This window comes from Psychrobacter aquaticus CMS 56, assembly GCF_000471625.1.
Lineage (GTDB): Bacteria > Pseudomonadota > Gammaproteobacteria > Pseudomonadales > Moraxellaceae > Psychrobacter > Psychrobacter aquaticus.
The window spans coordinates 52,300-78,234 of record NZ_AUSW01000006.1 but is presented as its reverse complement, the minus strand read 5'-3'; the positions used below and the strand labels follow the sequence as shown (position 1 = coordinate 78,234).

The window sequence follows — 25,935 nt, the reverse complement described above, 5'->3', positions numbered from 1 at the left end:
ACCATTGACGGTATCAGATCGCGTCATGCACAAAATATAAAATACTATTTTATAAGAATAATGTTATATATTAAATGATTGTTGCATGCGCCAATGCTTTTTAACCCTCTTATATTGGAATCATTATGGCAAGCTTAAAAGAGATACGTGCCAAAGTCACCAGTATTAAAAGCACCCAGAAAATTACTCGCGCTATGCAGATGGTAGCGGCAAGTAAAATGCGCCGTGCTCAAGAGCGCATGGAAGTGGGTCGCCCGTATGCTGATAGTATGCGCCGGGTTATTTCACATTTGGTGCATGCCTCATCAGACTACAAACATCCGTATATGGTATCGCGCCCAATCAACAAGGTAGGCTATATTGTCATTACCTCTGATCGCGGTCTGGCGGGTGGTTTGAATATTAATCTATTCAAGGCTTTATCTAAAAGTATCCAGCAATATCAAGACCAGTCTGTACAAACTGAGTTTGCAGTCATTGGTGCTAAAGGTGTGAGTTTTTTCAAAAACTTTGGTGGCAAAGTTACCTCAGCAGTCACTGATTATGGTGATAAACCCACGTTTGAGCAATTGAACGCACCTGTTCAGGCCATGCTTGAGGACTATAGTAACGGCAATTTGGATCGTATCTATGTGGTATATAACAAATTCGTCAATGCCATGACTCAAAAGCCGACAGTCAACCAGTTAGTGCCTTTACCAGAGGGATCGCTAAATGATGAAGACAGCGGTATACAGACAGAACTTAGCTGGGATTATATCTACGAGCCTGACATCAAGACGTTGATTGATGAATTGCTTGGCCGTTATATTGAGTCGATTGTTTATCAAGCGGTAATGGAAAACATTGCTTCTGAACAATCTTCACGTATGGTTGCGATGAAAGCAGCAACAGATAATGCTGGTGACCTTATTAACGATTTACAGTTGGTTTATAACAAGCTGCGTCAAGCGGCGATTACCCGAGAAATCTCGGAAATCGTTGGCGGTGCTGCTGCTGTTTCATAATTGACTACACCTATATATAGAAGTTCAAGGAGAACGCAATGAGTAGCGGTCGTATTGTACAGATTATTGGCGCGGTTCTTGACGTTGAGTTCAACCGTAATGAAGTTCCTCAAATTTTTGATGCTTTGCATGTGGATGGTACCGAAACCACGCTAGAAGTACAGCAACAGCTAGGTGATGGTATCGTACGTACTATTGCGATGGGTTCAACCGAAGGCCTAAAACGTAACTTAGCAGTGACCAACACTGGTGCACCGATCTCTGTGCCGGTTGGTATTGGTACACTTGGTCGCATTATGGATGTTCTTGGTCGTCCTATCGATGAGGAAGGTCCGGTTGTTGCTGATGAGAAATGGTCTATTCACCGCGAAGCGCCAAGCTACGCAGATCAGTCAAACAGCACAGAGTTGTTAGAGACTGGTATCAAGGTTATTGATCTACTTTGCCCGTTTGCTAAAGGTGGTAAAGTTGGTTTGTTCGGTGGTGCTGGTGTTGGTAAAACCGTCAACATGATGGAACTGATCAACAACATCGCTCTTAAACATGAAGGGTTATCAGTGTTTGCTGGTGTTGGTGAGCGTACTCGTGAAGGAAATGACTTCTATCACGAAATGCAAGAAGCTGGCGTTGTAAACACCGAAGACTTTAGCAAATCTAAAGTAGCAATGGTATATGGCCAGATGAATGAGCCACCAGGTAACCGTCTACGTGTGGCATTGTCTGGTTTGACAATGGCTGAGTATTTCCGTGATACCAAAGATCCTGCTACTGGCAAAGGTCGTGACGTGTTATTGTTCGTTGATAATATTTATCGTTATACGCTAGCAGGTACTGAAGTATCAGCATTGCTTGGCCGTATGCCGTCAGCAGTTGGTTATCAGCCAACACTTGCTGAAGAGATGGGTATGCTACAAGAGCGTATTACGTCAACTCAGTCAGGTTCAATTACTTCAGTTCAGGCTGTATATGTACCTGCGGATGACTTGACCGATCCATCACCAGCAACCACGTTTGCTCACTTGGATGCAACGGTTGTACTAAGTCGTGATATCGCGTCGCAAGGTATTTATCCTGCGGTTGATCCATTAGACTCAACGTCACGTCAGTTAGATCCACAAGTGATTGGTGAAGAGCATTACAATGTTGCTCGCGGCGTGCAAGAAATTCTGCAACGTTATAGAGAGCTTAAAGACATTATTGCTATTTTGGGTATGGATGAGTTATCAGAAGAAGATAAGCTCGTTGTTTATCGTTCGCGTAAGATTCAGCGCTTCTTGTCACAGCCATTCCACGTTGCTGAAGTCTTTACTGGCGCGCCGGGTAAATATGTACCACTACGCGATACCATTGCTAGCTTTAAAGCAATCATTGCTGGTGAATATGATGACTTGCCAGAGCAGGCTTTTTACATGGCCGGTGGCATCGATGAAGTAGTCGCCAAAGCAGAGAAAATGAAATCTACTGCCGCGTAAGTTGTGTTAGCATTTGCTAAAGGGCAGATAGGCGCTATGACAAGTCTATTTGCCAGTAAGTAACGCATCGCAGTTTTGATTGTGTTTTGATCGTAAGGAGTTAAGTATGGCAACGTTACAATGTCGCGTCGTAAGTGCTCGTGAAGAGTTGTATTCAGGCGAAATTAGCATGTTAATAGCTACTGGTACCGAAGGCGAGATTGGTGTATTGCCAGGTCACACACCGCTTATTACTTTGTTAAAACCGGGTGCAATGCGAGTGCAAACACCAAACGGTGAAGAAGAAGTGATTTATGTATCAGGTGGTGTGTTAGAAGTACAGCCAAAAATGGTAACAGTGTTGGCAGATACGGCAATGCGCGCGCACAATTTGGACGAAAGTAAAATTGTTGAAGCACGCAAAAAAGCTGAGCAGATGCTGGTTAATCAATCTGATACGGTACAAACGAATGCAGCTTTGGCCTCGTTGGCAGAGTCAGTGGCACAGTTACAGACCATCCGTAAGTACAAAAACCGCGCTTAGTCTTATTGTTGAAAAGGCTAAATTTTGCCTGTAATAAAAAACAGTCCATCATGGGCTGTTTTTTTACGTCTATTCCACCATTATTCATTCTGTTATATAGCCTACGAGAAGCAAGATCAATCATCCTATATGGCTTTTTCGCAATATCAATACTGATTATTAAGGAATAAACTAATATTAAGAAATCCCTAAAATGTTGCTGGCGACAATGCTAATATATCGTTATATTAGATAGGATAGACAGTAATCTCAATATCAAAAAATATCATGAGCTGAGTCGAAAATAATCAATATATGAAATACAGCATTTGCACTTTTTCCTTGCTACTTAAAGTGTTGGACATGATATAAGTATTGATTGAGCATAAAAAGTACGGCTACGACGTCAAAACCATAGATATATTTTTGTACAAATTTAAACAGTGAAAAGAGGATGAAAATTGTCTTACTCACTGTTATGCACTAAAGCATATAATTTTCGGACGTAAACTAAAGTTTTGATAGGTGTAGTTTATAGGTTTTGTTAACGACTATAAGCTATAGTATAGGAAGCTGAGTGTTTAATAGTATACTGTGCTACCAAGTTTGTAACAGCTATACGAACATCAATTGTACCGCTTTAGGGTGCTATTAATTTTACCGCTCTTACTTTTACTGATTTTAAATGAGATGTATTAGAGGATATAACAATGACAACGAATGAAGAAGACAACACCCCCCGAATCTTAATTGTTGAGGACGATGAGCGTCTGGCCATGTTGACCCAAGATTACTTGGTCAAAAATGGTTTAGAAGTAGCAATTGAAACTGATGGTAACCGTGCTATTCGACGTATCGTCAATGAGCAGCCAGATTTGGTCGTACTTGATGTCATGCTTCCTGGTAGCGATGGACTTACGGTATGCCGTGAAGTACGCCCTCATTACCAGAATCCTATTTTGATGTTGACTGCTCGTACTGAAGACATGGATCAAGTCCTAGGTCTTGAGATGGGTGCTGATGATTATGTTGCAAAACCTGCTCAGCCACGCGTATTATTAGCCCGTATTCGTGCTTTATTACGTCGCTCAGAAAATGCACCGTCAGAAGATGTGCCACAGCGCTTGGAGTTTGGCGAACTAGTCATTGATAATGGTGGTCGCTCAGTTAATTTAGGTGATGAGTTGGTCGATTTTACTAGTGCTGAATATGATCTGCTATGGTTGCTTGCTTCTAATGCTGGTCGTATTTTATCACGTGAAGATATTTTTGAGCGCTTACGTGGCATTGAGTATGACGGTCAGGATCGCTCAATTGATGTACGTATTTCGCGTATTCGTCCAAAAATTGGCGATGATCCAGAAAATCCAAAACGTATCAAAACCGTTCGTAGCAAGGGTTATCTGTTTGTGAAAGAAGGCAACTGAGTCAATTTTCCTAATATGGCTGCTTACTGATTCTTAGTGTTCAATAAAAAACCAGCCTATATGCTGGTTTTTTTGTGGCTAAATTCTAATTTTTAAACTTAAATGCGACGTTATGTGGTTTAATTAAGCCATTATTGTGGGTGCTGACGAACAATCTATGTGGCTTTAGGCGATTATCACTTATAAGTTAAAATATAGCAGCCAAAATTGGTCTTTATTCAATAATACTCGATATCATTTATAATGCAGTATTCATATGCTGAAAACGATATCAGCAATTTTTATCTATTAAGTTGGTCACGGCACGTATGTCATTATTTTCTTCTTTTAAACACAGTATTTTTGTTCGTATTTATGCTGGACTACTCATAGTCTGTTTGTGTGTGGCATTATTTGCCCAGTTATTGATGGAAACAATCAATAAAGAACGTGTGCAGTCTTATCGTGAAAATATGGCAACGGGGGCTTTTCATCTTGTTAGTGAAGGTATCTCGCATCAAGACAATGAAGAGCAGCGTGAATATTGGTTGTCCGATGCCAGTAGCTTGTTTGGAACAAAATTTAGTATTGTGCCTATTAAAGACACAGATTTTAATGCCAGTGAACTACGGCGTTTCGAAAATGGCAATACAGTCGTTCGTTATTTTAATCAACCTGTATATGCTGATGTCTATTATCGTTTGCCAGACAATCAAAACGTCTTGACGGCAAGAATATCAGAGGTGACTGAGCAGCAAGTACGGGCAATCGCAGTGTTCTTATTGGATGATTTGTCTTATCAGATGACGCTGTCCGACAAACGTGCACGTTTGGCTCAGCTAGAAAAGAAGTTCTCTTTTCCGCTAGAGTTTAAGGCGGTAAATGCATTGAATTTGGACACCGATCAGATGGCGCGCTTGCGCCGTGATGAGGTGGTCATTTCATTACAAGATACCAGCAGTAGCAAAAGTAACTCGGCCATTAGGGTGATAGTACCATCTGAGATCAATGACATGGCTATTTTGATCGGTCCTGTACCCTTGTTTAATTGGTTTCCACTCAATCTAATCATTAGTATGATTTTGATCAGCATGTTCTTAATCAGTTTGGGTGTGTATGCCCTTATTTTTCCACTTGAGCGCAAATTACAACTGATTCAAGTGGGTGTTAACGAAGTCAGTAAAGGCAATCTTGATATTCAAGTTCAGGTAATCGGGCAAGATGAGATTGCACGTTTATCAGCGACTTTTAACGCTATGACTTCCCATATCAAGCGTTTGATTGAATCCCAGCGAGAGCTGACGAGAGCGGTGTCACATGAATTACGTACACCCGTTGCTCGTATTCGCTTTGCCGTAGATATGCTTGCGGATACGGATGATGAAGACTCACGTTTTATGCAGCGCGATTATATTGATGAAGACATCGAATCGCTTAATGGTTTGATTGATGAGATGTTGACCTATGCCAAGCTTGAGGAAGGATCACCAAAATTAGACTTGAAGCCAGTGAACCTCAAAGAATTACTTGAACAAATTGAACGTGAGACCAACGCTTTAGGCAAACCTATTAAAATAGTGACTAAGCTACCAAATGCGAAGGTCACCGCTGTTGCCGATCGACGTTATCTGCACCGTGTGATTCAGAATTTAGCAGGTAATGCTCTACGCTATGCAGAAACGACAATTATTATTAGTGCTGGCGTCAAAAAGGGCAATGCTTTTGTGTGTGTTGAAGACGATGGTCAAGGTATTCCTGAAGCGGATCGCGAAAAAGTTTTCATTCCGTTTTCACGTTTAGATGACAGCCGTACACGAGCGTCAGGCGGCTATGGCTTAGGCTTGTCTATTGTATCGCGTATTGCTTTTTGGTTTAATGGTGGTATGAAAGTCGATGAAAGCCAAGATCTTGGTGGTGCTCGGTTTATAATGACATGGCCTATCAAACCATTGGCACAAATTCTTGCGGCGGATGAATTGACGCAAGAAAAAAGTGAGAGTGATTTTGATGAAAAATAATGTAGCTGTGTAAAATGATGGCTCATTTTTAAGTGGATTTATTGGTAGCTAGTTAATTTTTCAAAAAACTCATCTCAGCAGTACTGTGTTCTTTATTGTGTTTTGTTTAAAGCAAATCGACTAGAGCTGTCTATAAAGGAAGATAAAAGATGCCGTATTTATTTGGTGGTTTGGTACTTTTGAATGCGATAACATTAGGTTATTATTTATTCTTACAGCAGCCAGCGGCTACTCAAACGCTAAAAGCGGCGAAAGCGGATATTACTCAGCCATTGGAGTTTACCAATAGTGCCAAGTATATTCCGCCTGCCATTGGGACTAGAGAGTAGTTTGGGCAAGTTAAAACAATTCCGCCTAAGCCTTTAAATGCATCTCCAGTCGTTTTTCCTTCATTTTTAGCCTTCTTTATCCAGTGTGCCATTGTCAAAAGCAGGTGCTTTTTCTGTGTCGGCCACGATTGTTGTATCTCCAGCAACCTTAGAAAGTAGAGGAATACGCACGCATACTTGTAAGCCACCATCAGGATGATTGATGGCTTCAACTGTACCATGGTGCAGTCTTGCGATACGACCTACAATAGCAAGACCTAGACCACTGCCTTGCGTGGTACGCGCCGTTTCGCCGCGCTCAAAGGGCTGCATAATACGTTCTAATTGATCTTCTGCTACGCCATCACCGCAGTCACGCACGCATATTATGAGCTGTTCTTGTGCTTCTTTATTAACAACGTTTTCACTGACAATATCACTATCTTCCTCTACCACGGTTTCTATAAAGGTTGGTACGACAGTCGCTGACAGATAAATCGGTGGTTCACCATAACGCTTTGCATTGTTCACCAAATTTATAATCAAGCGTTTAATGGACATGGGGCGTACGGGGACAACTTCGTTACACCCTGATTGGTAAATAAATTCCATCGGTGAGAACTGCACCATGATTTCATTAAAGATAGTGTCTAGATTGGTTAGGCTAACAGGCTCATCGGAGCCGTCTTTCATAAATGAGATAAACTGCTCTAAAATCGCATCCATATCTTCAATATCGTAAATCAACCCTTCACGAAAAAAGTCATCTGGTAGCATCTCGGCGGTCAAACGCATACGAGTCAATGGAGTGCGCAAGTCATGTGAAATGCCAGCAAGCATAATGGTGCGTTCTTTTTGCGATTGATTTAAAGTGGTAAATAGACGATTGAATGCCATATTTACCTGACGTATTTCTGTAGGGCCTTTTTGCGTTGGTAAAGTGGTGGCATGACCAAGGCGAATATAGTTGGTGGCCGCGCGCTGTAAATACCGCAGTGGACGATTTAATTGCCGCGCTAGCAAAATAATGGTCAGTAGCGACAAAATAGGCAGTCCAATGAGGAACATGACCAATAATCCTGGACTATACTGCGAATAATAAACCACGGGTTCACGAATCCAAAAACTGTCATCACGACTGTCTTGCACCCAAAGCTGCGGTGTCGGTTTAAATTTAAAATAAACCTCAACAGGCCGACCTAACTGCGCCCCAATTTCGCGTTGTAAGACATCGGTAAAAACACCGACAAACGCCTTATCAGCAACTTCTGGAAAGTCATTGGGATTGTTCACCACCACCACATGAGAGTGCTGATAAATCCACTGACGTACCTCAGGACGGTCTTGCCAGTCTTCATTAACGCTATTCATTAACTTCAGCTCGCTCGTCAAATAACGTGCATGGTTTTTGAGCTCAGGCAGATAAAGGCTGCGCCAAAAAAACAGAATCGACAAGCTAACACTGATAAGAACAATAAAAGCGACCATCAGGGTTGTCAGCCACGTGTTAGAGTAAGAGCGTGGTCGCCAATTTTTCCGAAGAGGTTGTGGGTTTGAAGGGGTCATAAAAATCCAACAGATTAAGAAAGAAGCTTTATTAAATTTAGTATGGAAACAGTGATTTGTTTATCTACTTTTAAAGCACGGTTTTATTGTTATAAGTATAAGCGCCATCATTTTAATGATTGACCGTGACATGATGCTATAGAGTAGCACAATAAACCAACAACACGGCTGGTTGAAAATCTGTGCCTATTATCAATAACGTTTTACATCAACGAGCATTTAAGCTATTGTTAATAAATAATTAAATAAGCACAGTTTATGTTTTCAATAAATCAAGACTGTGATATAATTATGCCCTTTTTGGTATACCTGCGAAAGAGAGAATTCACATGGTTGTTATTCGTTTAGCACGGGGCGGTGCCAAGAAACGCCCATTTTATCAAGTAGTTGTTGCTGATCAACGCCGCGCGCGTGACGGTCGCTATATTGAAAACATCGGCTTTTTTAACCCACTCGCTAAAGAGTCTGAAGAAGCAGTACGCCTAAACATGGAAGCGTACAATGCGTGGATCGCAAAAGGTGCACAACCTTCAGATCGCGTTGCTTCATTGGCAAAAGCTTACAACAAGTCTGCAGCTCAAACTGAAGCAACTGCTTAAGTTTTCGTTGTTACTGAGCCGCTGATAGCATAATTTTGGCAATACTCAGTAGACTTTAGAATACATAGCGTAACTGGTCTGACCAGGGTGCGCCATTAACTGTTTATCGCTTTTGACTCAATTGTTTTTACAGTTGTTGTTTTAATCATTTTAGGTTAGCCGTTATGTCATCTGTTCCAAACGCTAGTTCCCTTATGAAAATCGGTCAGCTAAAGAAGCCTTATGGCATCAAAGGTTGGCTTTGGGTATTTAGCGATACGGATGATCGTACAGCGATATTCGATATGCAGCCGTGGTGGATGAAAACTGCCACCGGCATGAAACCTTTGACTGTCAAAGCGTGGCGTGAGCAAGGAACAGGAATTGTGGCTCAATTTGAGCAAGTTCCTGATCGCAATGTTGCTGAGACCATGAACGGTGTTACCGTTTGGGTTGAACAAAACGTCTTGCCTGAGACAGCAGAGGACGAATATTATTGGTCGGATTTGGTCAGTCTGCGCGTTCTTAACGAGCAGGATGAGTATCTAGGCAATATCACTGAAATGTTTGAAACCGGTGCCCATGATATCATGCGGGTAGCGGCAAATTCAGACAGTTTGGATAATGAAGAGCGCCTGATTCCATGGCACAAGCAAACTGTTATACAGGTCGATATAACTGAAAAAACAGTGCTGGTGGCATGGCCGAGTGATTATTGATACAACGTTTAACTTTATTGTGAAGTGTCGTCAATATTCATACCGATTTATTTAGCCGTTATTAGCCACTGCGCAAGTAGACATCAGATGTATTTCGCCGTCATAAGTATTTTTCCTGAAATGTTTGCCACGATTCGTGAGTTTGGAATCACGGGGCGGGCATTCACTCAGAAGCAAGTGACGATTGAATGCATTAATCCACGTGATTATACCACTGATAACTATCGCCGTATTGATGAACGCCCGTATGGTGGCGGTCCTGGGATGGTGATGATGGCTGAGCCATTATCAAAAGCCATTGAGGATGCGCGCCAACGAGCCAGTCAATACGGATGTCGTGTCGATAGTGAGCATTGTCCGGTGATTTATATGTCACCACAAGGGCAGACGCTCAGCGAGAGTAGTGTGGTCAGTATGGCTAAGTATGATGGCATGATTTTATTATGCGGTCGTTACGAAGGTATTGATGAGCGCTTACTGTCGCAGTATGTCGACATGGAAGTATCACTAGGTGATTATGTGTTGACTGGTGGCGAGTTGCCAGCAATGGTGTTGATGGATAGTGTGATACGTCGTCTGCCCGATATTATGGGTGATGACAAGTCAGCTGAGCAAGACTCGTTTGTCGATGGCTTGCTTGACTGTCCACATTATACTAAACCGCATGAGTTTGCTGGTATGGCTGTACCTGAGGTTTTACTTTCAGGTCACCATGCCAATATCGCTAAGTGGCGCTTTAGTCAGCAAGTCAGTCGCACGCAAGCGCGTCGTCCCGACTTATGGCAAGCGTTTACCCCAACGGTCATGCAAGCGAAGTGGTTAAAAGCATTGGCAAAAGCAGAAAAAAAGTAGGTTTTTAAAATCTGACTTGATCATTATTAAGTTTGATAAACAGTTGAGCAATAGAATTTTGAGCAATAATAAAACGAGTCATAGCATAATGGCCGTTGGTTATAACCCATTTACGTTGTGTCTCACTATAAAGAGATGCGATTAATTATTACAAACAGGTGATATGCGTCAAGCCTCTATTATCTAATGTGAGGAGATAACTCTCATGAGCAACAAGCATCCATTGGTTCAGGTCATCGAAAACGCTCAATTGCTTGAGCGCCCAAGCTTTGCACCCGGCGATACCGTTGTGGTTCAAGTAAAAGTACGTGAAGGCGATCGTGAGCGTTTACAGGCTTTTGAAGGCATTGTAATTGCTAAGCGTAACCGCGGCCTAAACTCAGCGTTTACCGTACGTAAAATCTCAAGTGGCGTCGGTGTTGAGCGTGCATTCCAATTGCATTCACCAATCATTGATAGCATTGAAGTGAAACGTCGCGGTGCTGTTCGCCGTGCGAAACTATACTACTTACGTGAGCGCTCTGGTAAATCAGCCCGTATCCGCGAAAAGCTTCCTGCTCGTTCAGTTGCTCAGAAAAAAACTGACGCTGGCGTACCTGATGCAGTTGATACTGCACCTGGTATTTAAGCAGCAGCTTATTGCTCTTAGTTGATCGTAAAATTTTAGGTTGATTAAAAGCAAGGTAAAAGTAGATACAAGCCCTTATTCATAGGTTTATTTATAAATAAGCGGGCCATACCAAAAAAGACAAAACCCCAGTCTATGCGAATGCTAGATTGGGGTTTTTGTATACCTAGATTAAAGTTTTGACGTTAGCTTTAAAGACCCATGCTAATCATCAATATTGTCCACATGGCTACTTTGATCTTTAGATTTACTGTACTTACGTAGTCGAATGTAGATCGTCTTAGTGACCGTCGCAATAATTTTTTGCTGATCATCGACTAGATCTGTTTCGTATTGGCGAAATACTGCTTCACCATTTTTTGCCAGCTCTTGAATAGTAGTAATTTCGGTACTAGGAATCTTCATTCGGGCAGTTACTTTGCTGGTGCCCGGTGCGATGAATTCAACATGTGAGCTCTTATCCCAGACCACATAACTGCTACCCAATTGGTGCATGAGCATCAACATATAAAATGGGTCAACCATTGAATATAAGCTACCACCAAATTGGGTGCCAACGATGTTTTTGTTTAGACGATTCAGTCCCATGCTTACCACGCATAATCCTTGATCGAGGTCGATGTGGTCAATTTTGATACCCGCACCAATGTAAGGGGCATAAGTATTGATGCGCAGCTTAATTAAATGCGGTGTTAGCAGCGGCATGATGTTTTTCTTAGCGTTGCGTTTTAGTGTTTCAAAGTTGAAGGGTAGTAAACTCATAGACTTGTCCTGTTGCCTTTTCTTGATTTTTATCGTGATATCGGTAGCACTATTTTTGAGTGGGTGATATTAAATGATAGTGGATAAAAAATATTTAGCATAGTTAAAAACCCTTATATTCGCTAGCCTTAAAGCGTAACCGAAATACAGTTTCCATGATTATCGTAAAGTAATCTTTAGTATTTATTATAAATATCTTTAGTATTTAGTTGTATGATAAAAAATATTTAGATGTAAATTATTCTTAGTAAAAATGTCATTTATTTTGTTTGCAAGCTTATATTAGCGCTTTTCATTCCTGATAGTTTCCTATTAAGTTTAATTCCTTATTAAAAGAAAAATTTTATTTATGTATTATAACGATACGCTCAGTATCTTTCATTTATCTCAAGTTCGCATTTCCTTATCCCATCGAATAGAATGGTTCCCAGCTTATGATGACCGCATAGTCATTTGGTGAAGGCCAAACCAAAAAAATATCTGTCAATCAAAAACGTAATCGATACAAGGAAATGTGATGAGTAACATTCAGACCCGATATTCAGGGTCTAATCCGCCGCCATCAAACCAAGCCAATCAAGACAGCGAGTTGCAAGGCAGTTATATAGACTTGCATAAGCCAAGCTCAAGCTTTGACAGTCGTGATGCTTATCTCAACCATGAACTACAGATTATGCAGCCAAAGCGCTGGCGTGCCAACTTGCCATTTCGTGATTATCGTTTTGAATATGAGGATACCATTCCAGCGATGGCAGCAACGATTGGTAAAGTGGTTATGGTGGGTGCCATTGCCGCAACTTTTGCTGGGCCACTTGGTTTGAGTGATGCGTTCGTTTTAGAAAACGTCCGTTATGAGCTATTGATTGTTGCATTTTTTGTCATTTTATTTTCAGGGTTTTTATTACCAACAGCCAATCTTGCTGGTACTCATGGCCCATTAATTCCACTGATTCCTATTGTTGTTGCCGCTGGTGGTCATCCAATGGCTTTTGGTTTGCTCATTGGGGCTTTTGGTTTGTTGCTGGCAATTAGTAAAGGAGGCAGTTTACTCGCAAACCTGACAAGTAAAGGCGTGTGTGGTGGTTTGCTGCTTTATCTAGGCTTTATTGGCACGATTTCGCAAGTTAAGAATCTGTTTACTTGGGCAGAAGGCATTGGCATGGCACACATTGCTTTTGTGGTAATTTTGCTTACGATTATCCTATATGCAGTACTAGAAAATTTCCAAAAACGTTGGCTAGCAGTGCCCTTAAGTTGTTTATTGGGTGGTGGTGTTGCCTTTGCCATGGGCGCACCGTTTGCGTTTGAAACCGCACCAGGTCTGCCAAATATGAATCCGATGTATTGGTGGGGTGAAGACACGGGCTGGATGCTAGGATTGCCTACTGTTGAGAGTTTTATTGTGGTGCTACCATTTGCGGTACTAGCGGTAGCCATGTGGTCACCGGACTTTTTGGGTCATCAAGTGTTTCAAAAAATCAGCTATCCAAAACGCACTGAGCGTGTGCTCATGGATATCGATGATACGATGACCAGTGCCTCAATTCGTCAGGTGGCAGGCTCATTACTCGGCGGTGCTAATTTTGCTTCGTCATGGGGTACTTATATTGTGCCAGCGGCGATTGCGAAGCGGCCTATTCCAGCAGGGGCAGTACTTACTGGGGTATTCTGTCTCATTGCAGGGATCTGGGGTTATCCAATGGATTTAGCTATTTGGGAGCCAGTGATGTGTGTGGCGCTGATTGTCGGCGTTTTTATTCCCCTGCTTGAAGCGGGAATGGAGATGACCCGTGAAGGTAAGACGACGCAATCCGCTGCGATTGTCGTATTTGCTTCGGCCTTAGTAAATCCAGCGTTTGGTTGGTCGATTACTTTGGTACTTGATAATCTAGGACTCATTGGCTCTAAAGAACGCAGTGCCAATCTCTCAAAAATGAATCGATGGATTATTCCTGTTATCACTTTCGTGATCTTGACTGGGGTAATGGCTGTCGTTGGTATGTTGCCTGGTATTCCAGCGTTGCTACCGAATTTCCGTCATTAAGTAAGCTTTATTTGACGTAAACGACATTTTAATAAATGAAAAGGTCAGTTTTGTGCTGGCTTTTTTTGTGGGTATGACTGGGTTTCTAATTGGCTTGCAAAATCAGTCATGTCGCCCCATAAATGTTGGTATTACTCACATTTTTGAGAGCAAAAAATTCTATGGTTACTGTCTCAGAATCGAGTCTTGTCGATGACAAAAAAGCCCGTCTTAAGCATTTGATTCAGCGCCTGCCAAATTTGCCAGGGGTTTACAAAATGCTGGGTAAAAACGGCGATATTTTATATGTTGGTAAAGCCAAATCGCTAAAAAGCCGCGTAAACAGTTACTTTGCCAAGACCATCGATCATCCAAAGACACGGGCATTGGTTGCGCGGATTCACAATATTGAGACCATTATTACGCGTAGTGAGACGGAAGCGTTACTACTTGAGCAAAACTTAATCAAAGAATACCGTCCGCCTTATAATGTCCTATTGCGTGATGATAAATCATACCTGTATGTGTTTATTTCAGCGGATAAGCCTTATCCTAGATTGGCTTATGGTCGCGGTAAAGGCAATCATCAAAAAGGTCGATTCTTTGGCCCTTTTCCTTCGGCGCATGCGGCCAAAGAAACCTTAGTTTTGATGCAAAAAATGTTTCAAATGCGCCAATGTACCAATACGTTTTTTAAACAGCGTAAGCGCCCTTGTCTTGAGTATCAAATTAAGCGTTGCCGTGCGCCTTGCGTAGGCTTAGTTTCACCCGAGGAGTATGCAGAGGATGTCAATAATACCATTCGTTTTCTAAAAGGCGACTCTAGCGACATTCACAGCGCTTTGATTGAAAAGATGGAAGCTTCGGCTGAAGAATTAGACTTTGAAAAAGCGGTGTTTTATCGTGATCAGTTGTCTATGCTACGTGAAGTACAAGCAAAACAAGCCGTTTATACCGTACAAGGTGAAGCTGATGTGATTGCGATTGCTAGTCAGGCAGGTATGACTTGTGTCAACGTGCTGACCGTCCGTGGCGGTCGCGTACTGGGTGGCAAGAATTATTTCCCTGACGTTGATAGCAGTGAGCCATTGGCAGATAATTTATCAGCCTTTATTAGCTCATTTTATTTTCAAGTGACCGATGATTTGCCCGCAGAAATAATTTTAAGTCATGAGTTGCCGGATCAAAATGCCGTTAGTGAAGCACTGGCGACGCATTTTGGTAGTAAGGTCGTGATGAAGACCAATGTACGCGAAGATCGTTCAGAGTGGCTGGATTTGGCAAAATTGAATACCAATAATGCGCTAAAAACCAAGCTAGGCGATTATCTGGAGCTACATGCACGCTTTGGGGCGTTAAAAGATGTCTTGGCCAATGTCACTGATCGTACTATTGACCGGATTGAGTGTTTTGATATCTCTCATACGATGGGGGAGGCGACCATTGGCAGCTGCGTGGTCTTTGATCAAGGTGGCTCGCGCAGGCGCGATTATCGTCAGTATGCGATTCATGATATTGTCGGTGGCGATGATTATGCCGCGATGAAGCAAGTATTGACGCGCCGTTATAAAAAACAGCCACTGCCTGACTTGTTGCTGATTGATGGTGGTAAAGGGCAGCTGGGCATAGCAAAAGAAGTACTGACAGAACTAGGCATCCTTGGTGATACGTTGCTTATTAGTGTGGCAAAAGGTGAGGGACGTAAAGCGGGTCTTGAAGTATTGCACTTTATTGATCATGAGCCGCTTGATTTGCCTATGGATAGCAAGGCGTTACATTTATTGATGCACATTCGTGATGAAGCGCACCGTTTTGCCATTACCGCGCATCGTAAAAAACGTGACAAGCGTCGTTCATCGTCAGTGTTAGAGGTTATTCCGGGACTGGGTGAAAAGCGCCGCCGCGATTTACTCAACCACTTTGGTGGTATGCAGCAGTTGTTAGGTGCATCACAGCAAGAATTGGCAGGTGTGCAAGGCATTGGCCCAGTTCTGGCGAAGACGGTTTATAAAGTATTGCATGAGTAGGAGTAATCATCAGTATAAAAAAATGGGATTGTCATGGATGCTTTTACGCACTAATGGCAACCCCATTTTTTAGTCTTTTAGCAAGCGAGTCGTTATTATTCAGCGGCTTTTCTTTGATAAGTCACAAACTTAAAATCTAACGCGCTTTTTTCATCGTGCATCTGCTCAGATTCTGCTGCTACTATAAAAGCATCTGGCAATTCTGGATAAAACGCATCACCGTCCGTGATATCAGTGTCCACATGAGTCAGCTCAATACGATCGGTATACATCATAGCGTCACTAAAGACGCGTTCGCCACCAATCACCCAAATGGTATCGAGATGCGCACCGTGAGCAAGGCTGGCTGCTTGCGTTAAGGCATCGTCTAAATTATGTACCACATAAGCGTTATTCTTGCCGATCAGACCTTTTTGCTCAGCATAATCTAGCTGTGTCGTCACAATGAAGCTCACACGTTTTGGTAATGGCTTGCTATCCATCGACTCAAAAGTCTTACGACCCATAATAACAATGCCCTGAACAGCGCCGTCATTTTCTTTAGTCGTCATCTGTTTAAAATGCTGCAAATCTGCTGAGATATGCCACGGTAGCTCGTTACCCTTACCGATACAGCGATTGCCACTAATAGCGGCGATTTGGGCGACTTCAGTACGGGCGTAACTCATAATCTATCCTTATTGTTCTCATGAAAAAAGAAGTAAAAACCGCTGTTTATATCGCTACTTTTGCTTTGATCGCTGGATGTGACTCATAACCATGAACGCTAATGTCTTCATAGTTAAACGCAAAAATATCATCGACATCGGGATTGAGCGTCAATGTTGGCAACTGATAAAGCGAGCGAGTCAGCTGTAATTCAACTTGCTCACGGTGGTTTTGATAAATATGACAGTCGCCACCCGTCCAGATAAATTCGCCAACGTCTAATCCGCAAACTTGTGCGACCATATGGGTAAGCAAAGCATAGCTAGCGATATTAAATGGTACGCCTAGAAATAAATCTGCTGAGCGCTGATACAACTGGCAGGACAGTTTATTGTCCGCGACAAAGAACTGAAACAGCGTATGACAAGGTGGCAAGGCAACTTGCTCTGCTTCACTGGGATTCCAGCCAGACACAATCAAACGTCGTGAATTGGGATTGGTTTTGATTTGCTTAACAACTTGCGCAATTTGATCGACGCCATCGCTATGATAGCTGCCGTCTTCAAGCTTACTTGCGCCATAGTTGCGCCACTGATGACCATAAACGGGGCCCAAGTCACCCACAGGACGATTGAAGCGAGCCGTCTGCTCAGCGGTTGCCCATTCATTCCAAATGCGCACGCCATTTTTTTGTAAATAATCGACATGAGTACTGCCGCTTAAAAACCATAATAGCTCATAAACAATGGATTTAAAGTGGACTTTTTTGGTGGTCAACAGTGGAAACCCTGATGCCAAGTCAAAACGTAACTGCGCGCCAAAATGGCTGAGCGTACCAGTACCAGTACGGTCACCTTTTTCCATACCTTCATTCAGAACCTGACGCAGCAAATCCAAATAGGCTTGCTCATTTTTACTGTTAAGGTTGCTACTGTTCATAAAAATGCTCTTCTATGCTATCAAAGCATATTATTAATTTGATACTCGCTAAAAATAACGCTTAATAAGCGGCTTGCTTACCCCAATCGTAGATGCCGCGCTTGTAAGCGTAACCAATCAAGAACAGGCCAATAACAATCATTGGCGCACTTAACATCTGTCCTTTGGTCATCCAACCTAACAATATGAATCCTTGGTCAACGTCTGGCTGACGAAAGAACTCAATGATAAAGCGGCTAAAACCATAACCCAACATAAAGACGCCAGTCACTGCCATACGTGGACGTGGTTTTGATGAGTACCACCACAAGAATAAAAATAACAGCAGGCCTTCAGCAAAGGCTTCATACAGCTGTGACGGATGACGAGGCAATAAATATTGACCATTGACCTCAGTCATAATGTCTTGCAGCGCAGGGTTGGCTTGTAGTTGCTGCATATCAAAGCTAGCCGCCTGCGGAAAATAGGTGAGCCAATTATAGCCACCATCAGAGACACGGCCCCAGAGCTCGCCGTTGATATAGTTACCAATACGGCCAAACAATAAACCTGTCGGCACGCAAGGCACGATAAAATCGAGCACTTGAAACGGCGTTTTTTTGTATTTACGAGCAAAGTACAGCATCCCCAGCATGACACCGATCATGCCGCCATGGAAAGACATGCCTCCTTCCCAAACCTTGAGCAGATAAGCAGGATTTTGTAGCAGCTCACCGAATTGATAAAACAACACATAACCGACACGGCCACCTAAAATGACACCAAGCGCACCAAAAAACACCAAATCGGAGACCATGTCGGTCGTCCAACTGTCACGTTTGGTACTGCGATACCAAGCCAAACCGTAAGCTGCGGCAAATGCCAGCAGATACATCAGGCCATACCAATGGACTTCGACAGGTCCAAGGGCTAATGCTACAGGATCATACTGAGGATGAATCATCATAAGGGCATCATAATATTGGTAATAAGATGTCGCTCATAATAGCAAAAATAGCCAGTGAGGCATACCAAATTACGGTTAGGCCAATCTTATGGTAACAACTTATCCGCTACGGGTAATATCTAGCAAGAAAACCAGAAAACCGCTAAGATATAAAAAATTACTGAAGATAAGCATCATAATAAACATTGCGTCATTATATTTTATGAAGCGTTAGATAATGTGGGCTTGCGCTACTGTACTGTATTAACGGATTAACCGTATTTTTAAGGAATGATTATGCAAGCTAAGTTATCAAAAATGACAATATTACCTAAGTTTTTACCCTCTAAAAAACAGTTGACGCCACTGAGTTTATTTAGCTTGGCGGCTTTAGGTTTGACGCCTGCTCAAGCAGCGAACAGTAGTATTGAGCAAGTGACTGTTTATCAAGGGCTGGCGAGCGTGACACGTTCATTACCGATTACAGGTAGCGGTGAGCAAATCGTTATATTTTCGTGTTTATCGCCTTATATGGATAAAGAAAGCCTCAGCGTACAGGCGGTGGGCAATATCAATGTTGGTGAAATCAGTATTGAAGAGTTGATAGGAGAGCAAGCCGCTCAGTGTCAATATCAAGGCGATGCGAAGGTGCAGACGCAGCAAAACACCCTAGCCAGTATCAATGCTGAATTAGAAGCGGCGCGCTTAGCAAAAGGCTATTTGCAGAATTTGACCACAGTCACGCAGGTCAATACGGACGGAACTATCGCCAACAACGTGCGTGATATAGAGACGCAAGCGACCAGTCTTAACCAAAGGATTTTGGAGATCGGGCAGCGTCAGGCACGCGCACAAGACGCATTGAATCAGCTCATGGCAGGTAGCGTAACATCAACTTCTAATAATGTGACACAGGTGAGTGTACGCACCGCCAGCCGCTCGCCAAGTACCCTTAAATTGCATTATCAGGTGCAAGGCGCAGGTTGGGAGCCTACCTATCAAGCACGCCTAAACACCAATAGCGAGCAGATAAATATCACCGCCTCTGCGATCATCGCCCAACAAACGGGCGAGAATTGGACCAACGTCCCTGTGACCCTCAGTACCGCTAACCCTAACCAAAGTGCGACAGGGCGACTGCCTCATGTGCCGCGCCTGTCACTTTATGAAGAAAACCAACATGTTCAATATGTAACCCCGATGTCGGATAACACACCTGTTGTGGTATCTGCAAGAGAGGGCTATAGCGACGATTCTAGATCACCAAATATGGTACCGCTACCGAACTTTACGGTCAGCAGCCAAAACAAAAACGGCATCATTGAGTATCGATTACCACAGTTAGTGACGATTCCCAGTGGTGGTAGACGAGTACGTACGGTTATTGGAGAGCAATCTGGTAGTAGTAAGTTATGGGTTCGAAGTACGCCGAGTGTTGAGACAGCTGCTTATTGGTATGCGTCTGCACCGTTTTTAACGTCAGATTGGGTAGATGGTTCATTACAACTGTACCGTGATGATAACTACGTTGGACAATCACGCTACAACTATCAGATGTTAAAAGAGCAGGGGATTGGCTTTGGTCGTGATCCAAGCATGATGGTCAAGGAGATAATTAATGAAGACAAGCAAGGTGAGAAAGGCGTGCTGAGCCGTACACAAACCCTCACAACGACCAACGCCTATCAATTTACCAATCAGCATAACCGTCCTGTGCGCTTGCAAGTATTGGGTAGTGAACCCATCAGCCGCGATGATAGTCTAAAAGTTACGGTCACTCATACGCCGCCTGTCACGGAGCGCAATTGGAATGATAATCAAGGCATGGTAGCGTGGGAATTTGACTTACCAAGTAAACAGTCACAGGTGATACGCTCAACGTCTCAAATCAGTTACCCTGCCAATAAAGTATTGAGTGGTGATCGATAAATGATACTTGCTCAGAAAATCAGTTTTAAGTGATGATTTTTATTTTTACCAAGAATCTCGCGCACAACAGACTATTATAAAAGGAATACTATGTGTATCGTCGCTATTGCTTGGCAATTATTTGATGAGCTGCCTTTAGTGGCGTTTTCCAATCGTGATGAATTTCTGGAGCGGCCAACTGAGTCGTTACATCAATGGTCTGATCAGCCTATTTATGCTGGGCGTGATAAGCAAAGTGGTGGTACGTGGTTAGGTGTTCATCAAGAAGCGCATAAGGGTATTTATCGACACAATGGACGCTGGGCTGCGGTACTGAATTTTCGCGATGGTGTACAAGCGAGCAATGACGAGCGCTCACGTGGAGCGTTAGTAACTGAATTTTTAACCAGCTGTTTAAGTCCGATGGATTTTGCACGCAACATTGATTTGCAAGCCTATGCAGGCTTCAACCTTATCGTTGGCGATGCGACACAAGCCGTTATCATCAATAATCGTGGTCATGCGCCCACGCCATTATATGCAGGGCTGCATGTTATCTCTAATGGCCAGCCAGAGGATAGTTGGTTTAAAACTGAACGGTTACGTGGCAGGTTGCGGCAAGAAGTGCTGCCACTAATTGCTGAGAATAACTCGCCTGAATACTGGCAACAAGCTGCTTTTAACGTATTATCCGATCACACAAAAGCGCCAGTAGACGAACTACCTGACACCGGTATGGCGTTTGAGATTGAGCAAACACTGTCTTCTGTTTATATCGAACCTGTTGCTTTTGGCCATAATGGAAAAAATGTACCAAATTATGGCACACGTACCCAAAGTATTTTAACATTGAGCAAACATAGTAATAAAAGCGCTCATGTGACTGCTGAAATTATTAGCCGAGAGTTTGATGACTGTTCAAAATGACTACAGTTGAGTCGCTATACAACGAACACAAAGTTGTTAGGATAAATGTCGTATCTTCTCACTGCGTAAGCAAAGCAACCGAGCAAGAACACCCATAAAAATACCCACGTTAATTGCTAAAATCTCTAACAATTAACGTGGGTATCGTTTGTGACATTATCAATCAAGACGCTGATTACATCAGCAAATGATTGTCTTGTTGAGGAATAATCAGCTCTTGCTTTAGGGGGAGTTCGCGTACCAATTCTTGTAAGGCACGACGGTATACCCCTCGTTTAAAGTGAATCACTTGTCCGAGTGGATACCAGTAGCTGACCCATTGCCAATGGTCAAATTCAGGTTTCCCTTCATCAAAGCGGATGTGTTGGGTATTCGGCTCATCTAAGCGTAGCAAAAACCATTTTTGTTTTTGCCCAATACACAAAGGGTGCTGTCCATGCCGCACATAGCGTTTTGGCAGACGATAGCGCAACCAATCTTGCGTCACTGCCAATAAGTCTACGTGACGCGGATGTAGGCCGACCTCTTCCCAGAGCTCGCGATACATTGCATCCATCGGCGTCTCCCCGCGGTCGATACCACCTTGCGGAAACTGCCAAGCGTTGTGACCAATACGTTTTGCCCACAGTACTTGCCCTTGTGTATTTGCCAAGATGATGCCGACATTGGCGCGAAAGCCGTCTGCATCTATCATGACTAAACCTTTTTAATTTGTTTAAAATATTGCTTATTTAAACAGGACATCGTGATAGCAATCATAATTATTATAAGGTGATTATTATCGATATCAGGTAAAAATAAGATTAATTACGCTTATTAAACCAAGAAACAAGCAAAATGTGTAACAGTATTTTGCTATAAAATGTTTCACGAGTTTTACGGTTTAAAATCAGTAAGTTATAATTAGACTTTTGTAAGTTTTTTTAAAAATATTACGATATAGAGAGGTTGGCGTTAGCATGTGAACTGGCTAACTACTTATCAAGCCAGCTATAAAATATTATTTGTGAAAAGCAAATTGTTGAGAAATAAGGATATTAATGTTCATTGCTACCATGATGACGACAATATCAGACACGGACGTTATAAAATCTCGCTTTTGCTTATGCTACACTAGGCAAACTGCATATATTTCAGACAATAAAAATAGGCAACGTGCCCATTGATATAAGGATAAGCTAAGATGTCAGAATCAAAAGCAAGCGTTACATGGCAAGAAAATAAAGCATTCATGGGCGTATCACCGTCAGGACATAACGTACAAATCGATGCCGATAAAGGAGAAGGTGCCAGCCCAATGGAACTGATTTTGTTAGGGCTTGGTGGCTGTGCCAGTTATGATGTGGTATCGATTCTACAAAAATCTCGTCAAGAGGTACAAGACGTGCGTTGTGAGCTGACCGCACAGCGTGCCGAAACCGTACCAGCGGTATACACTGATATCCATATGCATTTCATCGTGACGGGTCAAGACATTAAAGACAAGCAAGTTGAAAAAGCCATTCATTTATCAGCAGAAAAATACTGCTCGGCCAGTCGGATGCTGGTACAAGGCGGTGTAAATATTACTCATGATTTTGAAGTTATTGCAGGGTAGGGGCAAAGATACTAATGAATGCAATCTTTGGATTGGTCTCTGATACAGCTGCGTCAGCAATTTGGGCAATGGTGGTGGCAAGCTTGTTGCCATTAGCAATGGCTTTGACAGCGAAAATGTTTGGCGGGTTTCATCTGGCTGACAACTCGCATCCGCGTGATTTTTTGCAAAATACGACAGGTGCGGCAGCTCGTGCTAACGCAGCACAGCAAAACAGTTATGAAACGTTGCCAGTATTTTTGGCCGCAGTCTTGGTGGCGATGTTGTTCTTTGTGCCGCAACTGATTATCAACACGTTGGCTTGGCTGTATGTATTGATTCGGATCGGCTATTGCGTGGCTTACATCACCAACTTGGCAACGTTCCGCTCTATTCTTTGGGTGTTATCGATTGCTTGTTGTGTGATGTTATTTTATTTAGCGATTCGCGTGAGCGTTTAACGTCAAACATATATAGCGGTTATCTTTTCAAAATGAAGGCAGTTGATTATTATCAGACACTGGCTTGCAGTGCGCTAATAATGACTGCTCTATTTTTTTCTCGTTTGATACCTTCCCATAGTGTCTGAGCCTCGCTATAACCTTTGGTTAGCATGCCTAGCCATTGCTTATAGCGACCGACCAAGACCACATCGCTTTTGGCCGCGCCCTCTAAAAATTTAATTTGATGAGCAATCAAGTCCGTCCATAATAATGTAGTTAGGTTTTCTGAATTTTTATTATTGTCATTATCGACTCTTGCCACCAGATCAGGACGCGTGACTGCGCCGCGACCTAACATCAAATGCTGCGTACCTGCTTGCATCATACAATTCTGTGCTTGCTCAGCGTTCCAAATCTCACCATTGGCAATGACTGGAATACTTAGCGAATTAAAATTCTGAATTTTGTCCCAATAAGCTGGCGGCTTATAGCCTTGGGTCTTGGTGCGCGCATGAATGGTTAGCCAATCCGCCCCACTATCAGCAATCGCGCCGCGAATGTCATCCATCTTGCTGGTATCGGTATAACCCAAGCGAATTTTTGCGGATACTGGGATATGAGCAGGAACGGCTCGGCGTACGGCGCTGATAATCTCGTACATGACTTCTGGTTCATCAAGCAATACGGAGCCGCCGCGATGACTATTAACCGTCTTGGCAGGACAACCAAAATTGATATCGATGGCTGGTGCGCCAAGCTCGGCAGCATAAGCGGCATTTTCTGCCATGAGCTGAGCTTCACTACCAAGCAGTTGCACGTGAATTGGCGTGCCAGAAGCAGTCTTGGCATCATGATGCAGCTCGGGGACGTACTTATAAAATACATGCGCGGGCAAGACGTGCTGCGTTACGCGGATAAACTCACTGACCGACCAATCATAAGGACGCCCCAAATCTGCTGCAATTTGGGTCAAAATTTGGCGCATGAGCGGATCGGTTAACCCTTCCATTGGTGCAAGGAGGCGGACGGGATTGGCGAAGAATTGGTGTATGGTGTTTTGGCGTACTTGAAGTGGCTGATTATTATTCATGGCGCAGTAATCGTCATTAAAAATTGAGGTGGTAAAAGGGTTTTAGAGGGTAACAATGCGCATGTGCTCATGCTAACAAGAATGAGAATATTAAGAATTGCCGAAAATCACTTTTTTGCCCGTCTGTAACCCTGATATCAAGTCTTTGATATTATGAATGTCTAAATTGCTCTGCGCACGCGTACAAGCCACGTAGAGCAGGCGCAACTCTTCTGGGCTGATTTTGACCGCGTTGGTGGTGATATCATAATAGAAATCATCATCAAGCTGTACCTTCCCCCATTCGAGCCCTTTTGCCTTATGTGCCGTGGAGATGACATAATCGGCATTTTCGATACTGGTCAGGCTATTGACCGCTTGACTGAGTACATTGGTACCATGATCATCAACCAGTTTGACCAGTGTTTTTAGGTCGCTGCCCTCATTGGTTTCCGCATATTCTTGTACATCACCCCAATTGTAAAAATACGCCAGCTCAGGCACGCCATAAGCTGATTTGCCGTTTTTTAAGTTTTCAGCAGCCTGACAGAATTTGAGCATACGATCGGTATCGGCTTGTAGCGCCACGCGGTGGCCAAGCTTCAGTCCTGTCAACAACTGCGTCATGGCAGCGGCATTGGTACGGCACAAAATGGCATCTTTTTTACTGTGTACCATGCCTTTGTCAGTAGAGGATTGTTTATTAGGATTGCCTTTTAAGGGTACGTCTTCTTGTAATGCTTTTAATAGCGTGTTGGCCACTTCCGCAATCGGTTCGCCAAAGCGAAAAGACTGCGTCAATAAGGTTTGCGGCAATGGTAGTTTTTTCATTGCATTGACCGCGCCGCGCCATTCATAAATTTGCTGATGAGCGTCACCCACATAAATGACCTGCCTTGGCTGCTGCGTCAAGATTCCCATCATTAATGGGTCAGCATCTTGCGCCTCATCAAATAAAATAAAGTCTGCAGGAATACTAGGTTTAGACAACGCCCAAAGCTTCAAATAAATATCATGACCAATACCAGCAGGATGACGGGCATCAATCGACTGTAGCCAGCGCTGTTCCACAGCAGGGTAGAGCATTTCACGCAGCTGCTCTGCGTCCGACGCATCAAGCCAACTCGGAAATAGTATGTGCCGAGGCGCAGGATAGCTGGCATGAGTACTACAGAAGTTGCTTACCGCATCACTGACAAAACGTGAGAGTCGAGCTGGCGTGAGCGTAATATATTTATTCACTCCCTCCATTTGCCGACGTACTTGCACCGGTCGCAATCCTAAATCATCACCAAGACGCTTAGGTGAAAAACGGGGCAAGGACAGTTTTGCGGTAATATCACGAGCAACATGGCGATAAGCAAGCGAGTGAAACGTGCGACATTCTACATGTGGTGGAAATTTCTGCCGAGCATCATTGGCAATCGCTTTGTTAAAAGCCAAATACAAACCCCGTCCGCGTAGACGTTCGCCGATTAGTTTGAGCGTTGTCGTTTTGCCAGCACCTGCATAAGCGACCACTTTAAATGACTGATGATCCATAGCCATATTCAGCGCATTCAGCTGCTCATCAGTGGGATCGCTCATATAAGCTGGCATAGATGCGGACATAATAAAGCTACCTAAAGTACA

At 43.1% G+C, this 25,935-nt stretch carries 24 protein-coding genes; 16 read left to right on the top strand and 8 right to left on the bottom strand.

Annotated features, from left to right (window positions below; all coding sequences use genetic code 11):
• Positions 1 to 125: 125 nt before the first annotated feature.
• The 6 genes from atpG to M917_RS00600 all read left to right on the top strand — a co-directional run bounded on the left by atpG (position 126) and on the right by M917_RS00600 (position 6,734).
• Positions 126 to 1,007 carry a F0F1 ATP synthase subunit gamma gene (atpG, locus tag M917_RS00625; RefSeq protein ID WP_021812809.1) on the top strand — a complete coding sequence of 294 codons (882 nt, stop codon included), beginning with the start codon at positions 126 to 128 and terminating at the stop codon, positions 1,005 to 1,007.
• 38 nt (positions 1,008 to 1,045) lie between these two features.
• Complete coding sequence (gene atpD, locus M917_RS00620; protein ID WP_021812808.1) at positions 1,046 to 2,479, top strand: F0F1 ATP synthase subunit beta; 1,434 nt, start codon at positions 1,046 to 1,048, stop codon at positions 2,477 to 2,479.
• A 106-nt stretch (positions 2,480 to 2,585) separates the two neighbouring features.
• Positions 2,586 to 3,002: a F0F1 ATP synthase subunit epsilon gene (locus tag M917_RS00615; RefSeq protein WP_021812807.1), complete on the top strand. Its 417-nt coding sequence runs from the start codon at positions 2,586 to 2,588 to the stop codon at positions 3,000 to 3,002.
• Positions 3,003 to 3,691: 689 nt separating this feature from the next.
• Entirely contained in the window at positions 3,692 to 4,408 is a 717-nt protein-coding gene (locus M917_RS00610) for a response regulator (protein ID WP_021812806.1), read from the top strand.
• A gap of 308 nt (positions 4,409 to 4,716) precedes the next feature.
• Positions 4,717 to 6,405 carry an ATP-binding protein gene (locus tag M917_RS00605; RefSeq protein ID WP_021812805.1) on the top strand — a complete coding sequence of 563 codons (1,689 nt, stop codon included), beginning with the start codon at positions 4,717 to 4,719 and terminating at the stop codon, positions 6,403 to 6,405.
• A 149-nt stretch (positions 6,406 to 6,554) separates the two neighbouring features.
• Positions 6,555 to 6,734, top strand: a complete 180-nt coding sequence (locus tag M917_RS00600) for a hypothetical protein (RefSeq protein ID WP_021812804.1) — start codon at positions 6,555 to 6,557, stop codon at positions 6,732 to 6,734.
• Between the two features lie 66 nt (positions 6,735 to 6,800).
• On the opposite strand, the gene M917_RS00595 is transcribed toward M917_RS00600, so the two are convergent.
• Positions 6,801 to 8,279 carry an ATP-binding protein gene (locus tag M917_RS00595; protein WP_040641505.1) on the bottom strand — a complete coding sequence of 493 codons (1,479 nt, stop codon included), beginning with the start codon at positions 8,277 to 8,279 and terminating at the stop codon, positions 6,801 to 6,803.
• 329 nt (positions 8,280 to 8,608) lie between these two features.
• Between M917_RS00595 and rpsP the strand changes: the two genes are divergently transcribed.
• From rpsP to rplS, 4 genes are all read left to right on the top strand, one after another.
• Positions 8,609 to 8,878, top strand: a complete 270-nt coding sequence (rpsP, locus tag M917_RS00590; protein WP_021812802.1) for a 30S ribosomal protein S16 — start codon at positions 8,609 to 8,611, stop codon at positions 8,876 to 8,878.
• A gap of 164 nt (positions 8,879 to 9,042) precedes the next feature.
• Complete coding sequence (rimM, locus tag M917_RS00585; protein WP_040641503.1) at positions 9,043 to 9,576, top strand: ribosome maturation factor RimM; 534 nt, start codon at positions 9,043 to 9,045, stop codon at positions 9,574 to 9,576.
• Between the two features lie 87 nt (positions 9,577 to 9,663).
• Complete coding sequence (trmD, locus tag M917_RS00580) at positions 9,664 to 10,428, top strand: tRNA (guanosine(37)-N1)-methyltransferase TrmD (RefSeq protein WP_040641500.1); 765 nt, start codon at positions 9,664 to 9,666, stop codon at positions 10,426 to 10,428.
• 205 nt (positions 10,429 to 10,633) lie between these two features.
• Positions 10,634 to 11,056 (top strand): 50S ribosomal protein L19, encoded by a 423-nt coding sequence (gene rplS, locus M917_RS00575; RefSeq protein ID WP_021812799.1) that lies wholly within the window; start codon positions 10,634 to 10,636, stop codon positions 11,054 to 11,056.
• Between the two features lie 204 nt (positions 11,057 to 11,260).
• Here the strand turns inward: rplS and M917_RS00570 are convergent, their stop codons facing one another.
• Positions 11,261 to 11,818 carry a DUF4442 domain-containing protein gene (locus M917_RS00570; RefSeq protein ID WP_021812798.1) on the bottom strand — a complete coding sequence of 186 codons (558 nt, stop codon included), beginning with the start codon at positions 11,816 to 11,818 and terminating at the stop codon, positions 11,261 to 11,263.
• 517 nt (positions 11,819 to 12,335) lie between these two features.
• On the opposite strand from M917_RS00570, the gene M917_RS00565 reads away from it, so the two are divergent.
• A complete protein-coding gene (locus M917_RS00565; protein ID WP_021812797.1) occupies positions 12,336 to 13,862 on the top strand; it encodes a DUF3360 family protein in 1,527 nt (508 codons plus the stop codon).
• A gap of 161 nt (positions 13,863 to 14,023) precedes the next feature.
• Positions 14,024 to 15,868, top strand: coding sequence for an excinuclease ABC subunit UvrC (gene uvrC, locus M917_RS00560; RefSeq protein WP_021812796.1), 1,845 nt, complete (start codon positions 14,024 to 14,026; stop codon positions 15,866 to 15,868).
• 95 nt (positions 15,869 to 15,963) lie between these two features.
• Here uvrC and M917_RS00555 read toward each other — a convergent pair whose 3' ends face one another.
• From M917_RS00555 to lgt, 3 genes are all read right to left on the bottom strand, one after another.
• Positions 15,964 to 16,536 (bottom strand): dihydrofolate reductase, encoded by a 573-nt coding sequence (locus tag M917_RS00555; RefSeq protein ID WP_021812795.1) that lies wholly within the window; start codon positions 16,534 to 16,536, stop codon positions 15,964 to 15,966.
• Positions 16,537 to 16,582: 46 nt separating this feature from the next.
• On the bottom strand, positions 16,583 to 17,455 hold the full coding sequence (locus tag M917_RS00550; RefSeq protein WP_021812794.1) for a thymidylate synthase: 873 nt from the start codon (positions 17,453 to 17,455) through the stop codon (positions 16,583 to 16,585).
• 61 nt (positions 17,456 to 17,516) lie between these two features.
• Positions 17,517 to 18,401, bottom strand: coding sequence for a prolipoprotein diacylglyceryl transferase (gene lgt, locus M917_RS00545; protein ID WP_021812793.1), 885 nt, complete (start codon positions 18,399 to 18,401; stop codon positions 17,517 to 17,519).
• Positions 18,402 to 18,677: 276 nt separating this feature from the next.
• Here lgt and M917_RS00540 point away from each other — a divergent pair, with 276 nt between their 5' ends.
• Both M917_RS00540 and M917_RS00535 read left to right on the top strand, forming a co-directional pair.
• Positions 18,678 to 20,309, top strand: a complete 1,632-nt coding sequence (locus tag M917_RS00540) for a DUF4139 domain-containing protein (RefSeq protein WP_021812792.1) — start codon at positions 18,678 to 18,680, stop codon at positions 20,307 to 20,309.
• Positions 20,310 to 20,399: 90 nt separating this feature from the next.
• The gene (locus M917_RS00535; protein ID WP_021812791.1) at positions 20,400 to 21,215 is read left to right on the top strand and encodes an NRDE family protein; all 816 of its coding nucleotides are present in this window, start codon (positions 20,400 to 20,402) and stop codon (positions 21,213 to 21,215) included.
• A gap of 175 nt (positions 21,216 to 21,390) precedes the next feature.
• On the opposite strand, the gene M917_RS00530 is transcribed toward M917_RS00535, so the two are convergent.
• Positions 21,391 to 21,909, bottom strand: coding sequence for an RNA pyrophosphohydrolase (locus M917_RS00530; RefSeq protein ID WP_021812790.1), 519 nt, complete (start codon positions 21,907 to 21,909; stop codon positions 21,391 to 21,393).
• 489 nt (positions 21,910 to 22,398) lie between these two features.
• On the opposite strand from M917_RS00530, the gene M917_RS00525 reads away from it, so the two are divergent.
• Both M917_RS00525 and M917_RS00520 read left to right on the top strand, forming a co-directional pair.
• Positions 22,399 to 22,812: an OsmC family protein gene (locus tag M917_RS00525; protein ID WP_021812789.1), complete on the top strand. Its 414-nt coding sequence runs from the start codon at positions 22,399 to 22,401 to the stop codon at positions 22,810 to 22,812.
• Between the two features lie 14 nt (positions 22,813 to 22,826).
• The gene (locus tag M917_RS00520; RefSeq protein WP_021812788.1) at positions 22,827 to 23,252 is read left to right on the top strand and encodes an MAPEG family protein; all 426 of its coding nucleotides are present in this window, start codon (positions 22,827 to 22,829) and stop codon (positions 23,250 to 23,252) included.
• A gap of 52 nt (positions 23,253 to 23,304) precedes the next feature.
• On the opposite strand, the gene M917_RS00515 is transcribed toward M917_RS00520, so the two are convergent.
• Together M917_RS00515 and M917_RS00510 are read right to left on the bottom strand one after the other, a co-directional pair.
• Positions 23,305 to 24,324 (bottom strand): tRNA dihydrouridine synthase, encoded by a 1,020-nt coding sequence (locus M917_RS00515; RefSeq protein WP_040641497.1) that lies wholly within the window; start codon positions 24,322 to 24,324, stop codon positions 23,305 to 23,307.
• Positions 24,325 to 24,414: 90 nt separating this feature from the next.
• Positions 24,415 to 25,914, bottom strand: a complete 1,500-nt coding sequence (locus M917_RS00510; RefSeq protein ID WP_021812786.1) for a UvrD-helicase domain-containing protein — start codon at positions 25,912 to 25,914, stop codon at positions 24,415 to 24,417.
• Positions 25,915 to 25,935: the final 21 nt, after the last annotated feature.

Coding starts and splice junctions, on each gene's coding strand:
- atpG (WP_021812809.1), top strand. CDS start 126: ATGGCAAGCTTAAAAGAGATACGTGCCAAAGTCACCAGTATTAAAAGC.
- atpD (WP_021812808.1), top strand. CDS start 1,046: ATGAGTAGCGGTCGTATTGTACAGATTATTGGCGCGGTTCTTGACGTT.
- M917_RS00615 (WP_021812807.1), top strand. CDS start 2,586: ATGGCAACGTTACAATGTCGCGTCGTAAGTGCTCGTGAAGAGTTGTAT.
- M917_RS00610 (WP_021812806.1), top strand. CDS start 3,692: ATGACAACGAATGAAGAAGACAACACCCCCCGAATCTTAATTGTTGAG.
- M917_RS00605 (WP_021812805.1), top strand. CDS start 4,717: ATGTCATTATTTTCTTCTTTTAAACACAGTATTTTTGTTCGTATTTAT.
- M917_RS00600 (WP_021812804.1), top strand. CDS start 6,555: ATGCCGTATTTATTTGGTGGTTTGGTACTTTTGAATGCGATAACATTA.
- M917_RS00595 (WP_040641505.1), bottom strand. CDS start 8,279: ATGACCCCTTCAAACCCACAACCTCTTCGGAAAAATTGGCGACCACGC.
- rpsP (WP_021812802.1), top strand. CDS start 8,609: ATGGTTGTTATTCGTTTAGCACGGGGCGGTGCCAAGAAACGCCCATTT.
- rimM (WP_040641503.1), top strand. CDS start 9,043: ATGTCATCTGTTCCAAACGCTAGTTCCCTTATGAAAATCGGTCAGCTA.
- trmD (WP_040641500.1), top strand. CDS start 9,664: ATGTATTTCGCCGTCATAAGTATTTTTCCTGAAATGTTTGCCACGATT.
- rplS (WP_021812799.1), top strand. CDS start 10,634: ATGAGCAACAAGCATCCATTGGTTCAGGTCATCGAAAACGCTCAATTG.
- M917_RS00570 (WP_021812798.1), bottom strand. CDS start 11,818: ATGAGTTTACTACCCTTCAACTTTGAAACACTAAAACGCAACGCTAAG.
- M917_RS00565 (WP_021812797.1), top strand. CDS start 12,336: ATGAGTAACATTCAGACCCGATATTCAGGGTCTAATCCGCCGCCATCA.
- uvrC (WP_021812796.1), top strand. CDS start 14,024: ATGGTTACTGTCTCAGAATCGAGTCTTGTCGATGACAAAAAAGCCCGT.
- M917_RS00555 (WP_021812795.1), bottom strand. CDS start 16,536: ATGAGTTACGCCCGTACTGAAGTCGCCCAAATCGCCGCTATTAGTGGC.
- M917_RS00550 (WP_021812794.1), bottom strand. CDS start 17,455: ATGAACAGTAGCAACCTTAACAGTAAAAATGAGCAAGCCTATTTGGAT.
- lgt (WP_021812793.1), bottom strand. CDS start 18,401: ATGATGATTCATCCTCAGTATGATCCTGTAGCATTAGCCCTTGGACCT.
- M917_RS00540 (WP_021812792.1), top strand. CDS start 18,678: ATGCAAGCTAAGTTATCAAAAATGACAATATTACCTAAGTTTTTACCC.
- M917_RS00535 (WP_021812791.1), top strand. CDS start 20,400: ATGTGTATCGTCGCTATTGCTTGGCAATTATTTGATGAGCTGCCTTTA.
- M917_RS00530 (WP_021812790.1), bottom strand. CDS start 21,909: ATGATAGATGCAGACGGCTTTCGCGCCAATGTCGGCATCATCTTGGCA.
- M917_RS00525 (WP_021812789.1), top strand. CDS start 22,399: ATGTCAGAATCAAAAGCAAGCGTTACATGGCAAGAAAATAAAGCATTC.
- M917_RS00520 (WP_021812788.1), top strand. CDS start 22,827: ATGAATGCAATCTTTGGATTGGTCTCTGATACAGCTGCGTCAGCAATT.
- M917_RS00515 (WP_040641497.1), bottom strand. CDS start 24,324: ATGAATAATAATCAGCCACTTCAAGTACGCCAAAACACCATACACCAA.
- M917_RS00510 (WP_021812786.1), bottom strand. CDS start 25,914: ATGTCCGCATCTATGCCAGCTTATATGAGCGATCCCACTGATGAGCAG.